This window comes from Streptosporangium sp. NPDC001681 (genome assembly GCF_040298085.1).
Taxonomy (GTDB): Bacteria; Actinomycetota; Actinomycetes; order Streptosporangiales; family Streptosporangiaceae; genus Streptosporangium.
On record NZ_JBEOZN010000260.1, the window covers coordinates 1 to 4642 of the forward strand.

The 4642-nt window shown below is 68.8% G+C and carries 4 protein-coding genes; all 4 read left to right on the forward strand.

What is annotated here, in order from left to right; genetic code table 11:
- Nucleotides 1-138 precede the first annotated feature (138 nt).
- Genes ABT130_RS47005 through ABT130_RS47020 form a run of 4 tightly spaced genes read left to right on the forward strand, consistent with a single transcriptional unit; the run spans nt 139 to nt 4475 of the window.
- Complete coding sequence (locus tag ABT130_RS47005; RefSeq protein ID WP_350966413.1) at nt 139-1116, forward strand: carbohydrate ABC transporter permease; 978 nt, start codon at nt 139-141, stop codon at nt 1114-1116.
- On the forward strand, nt 1113-2012 hold the full coding sequence (locus ABT130_RS47010) for a carbohydrate ABC transporter permease (RefSeq protein ID WP_451936441.1): 900 nt from the start codon (nt 1113-1115) through the stop codon (nt 2010-2012). Before ABT130_RS47005 ends, ABT130_RS47010 begins: the two co-directional genes overlap by 4 nt.
- Entirely contained in the window at nt 2009-3433 is a 1425-nt protein-coding gene (locus ABT130_RS47015) for a GH1 family beta-glucosidase (protein WP_350920622.1), read from the forward strand. Before ABT130_RS47010 ends, ABT130_RS47015 begins: the two co-directional genes overlap by 4 nt.
- A gap of 34 nt (nt 3434-3467) precedes the next feature.
- A complete protein-coding gene (locus ABT130_RS47020) occupies nt 3468-4475 on the forward strand; it encodes a LacI family DNA-binding transcriptional regulator (protein ID WP_030908950.1) in 1008 nt (335 codons plus the stop codon).
- Nucleotides 4476-4642: the final 167 nt, after the last annotated feature.

Sequence of the window (4642 nt, forward strand, 5' to 3'; positions counted from 1 at the left end):
CCTCCCCCCCGGCCGGCCCATATTTCACCGCGGCCGCCTAACGGCGGGGGGGCTCACCCCCCCCCCCCCCCCCCCGGGCCGGGGGGGGGTCACCCCCCCCCGGGCCCGGTCGCCTGCCCCCGCTGAAAGGCTCCGTTGATGACACTGCACGTCGACTCCCCTGCCGCCCCTCCACAGCCCGGCCCCCGCCGGTCGGCGGGGGCAGGCGGACCGCAGCGAGGCGGTGGATGGGCCCGGTTCGACCTCCGGGCGACCCCCTACTTCCTCGTCTCCCCGTACTTCCTCCTCTTCGCGATCTTCGGCATCTTCCCGCTCGGCTACACCCTCTGGGTCTCGCTGCACGACTGGGAGCTCGCCGGGGACAAGTCCTTCGTCGGCCTCGAGAACTACATCGAGCTGATCACCGACGAGGCCTTCTGGAACGCGGTGATCAACACTCTCGGCATGTTCGTCATGTCGACGACCCCGCAGCTCGTCCTCGCCCTCGTGCTGGCCAACGCGCTCAACAAGCGCATCCGGGGACGGCTCTTCTTCCGCCTCGGCGTGCTGCTGCCGCTGATCACCTCCGTCGTCGCCGTCGCCGTCGTCTTCACCCAGCTGTACGGGCGTGACTACGGCATGATCAACTGGTTCCTGGGCCTCTTCGGAACCGACGCGATCAACTGGCAGAACGAGAAGTGGTCCGCGTGGATCGCGATCTCCACCATGATCGACTGGCGCTGGACCGGCTACAACGCCATCATCCTGCTGGCCGCCATGCAGACCATCCCCAAGGATCTCTACGAGGCCGCCGCCATCGACGGGGCCACGGCCAGGCGGCAGTTCTGGCAGATCACCATCCCGATGCTGCGCCCGACGATCGTCTTCGTGGTGTTCATCTCCACCATCGGCGGCCTGACGCTGTTCACCGAGCCGGTCATGTTCGAAGGCAACCCGACGATGGCCGGCGGCACCACCGGCCAATACCAGACCGTGGCCATGTTCATCGTCAAGGAGGCGTTCCGCGACTTCGACTTCGGCTACGCCTCGGCCGCCGCGTGGATGCTGTTCGCGCTGATCCTGGTCGGGACGCTCATCAACTACTCCTTCACCCGCCGCATCGGGGGTTCCAAGTGACGGCCATCCAGTCCAGGCGGCCCCCGGCGCATTCACGGCGGCCTTCCGGCCCGTCGGCCGCACGGAACCGCATCTGGGACGCCGGCCCGCTGACGAAGGTCGTCCTGGCCTTCGCGCTCGTGCTGTCGGCGTTCCCCATCTACTACATGTTCATCATGGCCACCCGGACCAACGAGGAGGCCATCGACGTACCGCCGCCGCTGCTCCCCGGCGGCCACCTCGGCGAGAACATCTCACGGCTCCTGTCCACCGAGGACGCCTACTTCATGACCGGCCTGGTCAACTCGGCCATCGTCTCGGTCACCGTGACCCTCTCCGTGGTGCTCATCTCCACCCTGGCCGGCTTCGCCTTCGCCAAGCTGCGCTTCCGGGGCAGCAAGATCCTGCTGGGCCTGATCCTGGTGACGATGATGGTCCCGCTCCAGCAGATGGGCGTCGTGCCGCTGTACGAGCTCATGGTCACGCTCGGCTGGACCGGCCAGCTGAAGGCGGTGATCCTGCCCTTCCTGGTCAACGGCTTCGGGGTCTTCATGATGACCCAGTACGCCACCCAGGCGGTGCCGGACGAACTGGTCGAGGCGGCCCGCGTCGACGGCGCCTCCACCATGCGCATCTACGCGAACGTCATCCTGCCGGCGCTACGGCCGGGAATGGCGGTGCTGGCACTGCTGGTCTTCATGCAGACCTGGAACGAGTTCATGTGGCCGTTGATCGTGCTGAACCCGGACAACCCGGTAGTCCAGACGTCGATCGCCGCGCTCAACCAGGCCCACGGCACCGACTACGTGATGCTGTTCACCGGCACCGCGGCATCGGTCCTCCCCCTGTTCATCGTTTTCATCGCGTTCGGCCGTCAGATCGTCGGCGGACTCATGGAAGGTGCGGTTAAAGCGTGACCACGCAAGAGACGCAGATTCAGACCCCGGATCTGGTGTTCCCGACAGGTTTCGTCTGGGGCGCGGCCACCTCCGCATACCAGATCGAAGGCGCCGTCTCGGCGGATGGCCGCGGCATCTCCATCTGGGACACCTTTGTCAAGCAGCCGGGCCGGGTGGTGAACGGCGAGCACGCCGACGTCGCCATCGACCACTACAACCGCTACCGGGACGACGTGCGGCTGATGGCCGAACTCGGCCTCGGCGCGTACCGGTTCTCCATCTCCTGGCCCCGGATCCAGCCCGAGGGACACGGCCCCGTCAACCTCAAGGGCATCGACTTCTACAGCCGCCTGGTCGACGAGCTCCTCTCCCGGGGCGTCGACCCGTGGGTGACGCTCTACCACTGGGACCTGCCCCAGCCCCTGGAAGACGCGGGCGGCTGGCCGGCACGGGACACGTCGAAGCGCTTCGCCGACTACGCGGCGGCCGTGCACGACGCGCTGGGCGACCGGGTCCGCAACTGGAGCACCGTCAACGAGCCCTGGTGCTCGGCGTTCCTCGGGTACGCCTCGGGTGAGCACGCCCCCGGGCGGCGCGAGCCCGACAAGGCGGTGTACGCCGCCCACCACCTGCTGCTCGCGCACGGCCTGGCCGCGCAGGCGATACGGGCCCAGCGCCCGGAGAGCGTCATCGGCGGCTGCGTCAACCTGTACGCGATCACGCCGCAGACCGCCTCCGAGGCCGACCAGGACGCCGCCCGCCGCATCGACGGGCTGCAGAACCGTTTCTTCCTGGACGCCCTGCTCAAGGGCGAGTACCCGGCCGACGTGCTGGAGGACCTCGGCCGGCCGGCCGGGCTCGTCCAGGACGGGGACATGGAGACCATCTCAACGCCGCTGGACAAGCTGCTGATCAACTACTACAGCCGCTTCACCGTCTCCGGAACCCCCGGCGGCGCGGCGTCGGCCGCGGCGGCGCCCACCGACACCGGGTCACCCTGGGTCGGCAGCGAGCACGTCTCGTTCGTCGAGGGCGGACGTCCCGTGACGGCCATGGGCTGGGAGATCGACGACTCGGGGCTGCTGGAGATCCTGCAGCGGCTGGCCGCCGAGTACCCGCGCGTCCCGCTGGTCATCTCGGAGAACGGCGCGGCCTTCGACGACGTCGTGGGACCCGACGGCGTCGTCCACGACCGTGACCGGGTGGGCTACATCGACGCCCACCTGCGCATCTGCCACACCGCGATCGAGGCGGGGATCCCGCTGGAGGGCTACTTCGCCTGGTCCCTGATGGACAACTTCGAGTGGGCGTGGGGGTACGGGAAGCGGTTCGGACTGGTGCACGTCGACTATGAGACGCAAACTAGAGTTCCCAAAGAGAGCGCTCTCTGGTATGCCGGGACGATCAGGCGCGGAGGCCTGAACGGTCCGACAGAATAGGGGCCGGCGAATTCACCACGGGGGGCTGAAACACATGAACGGCGACCGTCGTCCGACGCTTGAGGCGGTCGCGGCCCTGGCCGGAGTCGGCCGAGGCACGGTGTCGCGGGTCATCAACGGTTCACCGAAGGTGAGCGAGAAGGCCCGCGACGCCGTGCTGCAGGCGATCCAGGAACTGGGCTATGTGCCCAACCGGGCTGCGCGCGCGCTGGTCACCCGGCGCACGGACACCGTGGCGCTGGTCGTATCGGAGTCCGAGCTGCGGGTCTTCGACGAGCCGTACTTCGCGGGAACCATCCGCGGCATCGGTTCCGCACTGTCCGAGACCGGTCTGCAGCTGATCCTCGCGATGGCCCAGTCGAAGCAGGAGCACGAACGGCTGGAGCACTATCTGACGGGACAGCACGTCGACGGGGTGCTGCTGATCTCCCTGCACGGTGCCGACCCGCTGCCGGGAAGGCTGGAGGCGATGGGCGTGCCGACGGTCATCGGGGGCCGCCCTGTCGGCCTCACCCCCTACAGCTACGTCGACGTGGACAACCGGGCCGGAGCCAGGCAGGCGGTCAAGTACCTGCTGGGCCGGGGCCGTCGCCGGATCGCCACCATCGCGGGAACGCAGGACATGGGCGTGGGCGTGGACCGGCTCGCGGGCTACCGTGACGCGCTGCTCGCGACCGGCCTGAGCGAGATCGTGGCGTACGGCGACTTCAGCGAGGAGAGCGGCATGGCCGAAATGCGCAAGCTGCTCGCCGAGAACCCCGACCTGGACGCCGTCTTCACCGCCTCAGACCCGATGGCGCTGGGCGCGATGCGGGTGCTGCGTGAGGAGGGCAAGAGCATCCCCGGCGACGTCGCGGTGATCGGCTTCGACGACTCGCCCGCCGGGGCGCACTCCTCCCCCGCCCTGACCAGCGTGCACCAGCCCACCGAGTCGATGGGCCGGCAGATGGCCCACCTCCTCGTCTCCCGCATCAACGGCGAGCACCTGGAGCAGCCGGTGGTGATACTCGACACCCACCTGGTCGAGCGATCCTCCGCCTGAGACGACCCCTTCCGGTGGCCTTCGGCGCGCCGGGCGGGACGGAGCCGGGCCTCAGCCGGTACCACGACGCGGGCGGGGCGGTGGGATCCCACCGCCCCCCCCCAACGCCACTGCAACCCACACCACGACACACAACGAACAAGACAACACCCGGTGCCGAGATAGGG

Coding starts and splice junctions, on each gene's coding strand:
- ABT130_RS47005 (WP_350966413.1), top strand. CDS start 139: ATGACACTGCACGTCGACTCCCCTGCCGCCCCTCCACAGCCCGGCCCC.
- ABT130_RS47020 (WP_030908950.1), top strand. CDS start 3,468: ATGAACGGCGACCGTCGTCCGACGCTTGAGGCGGTCGCGGCCCTGGCC.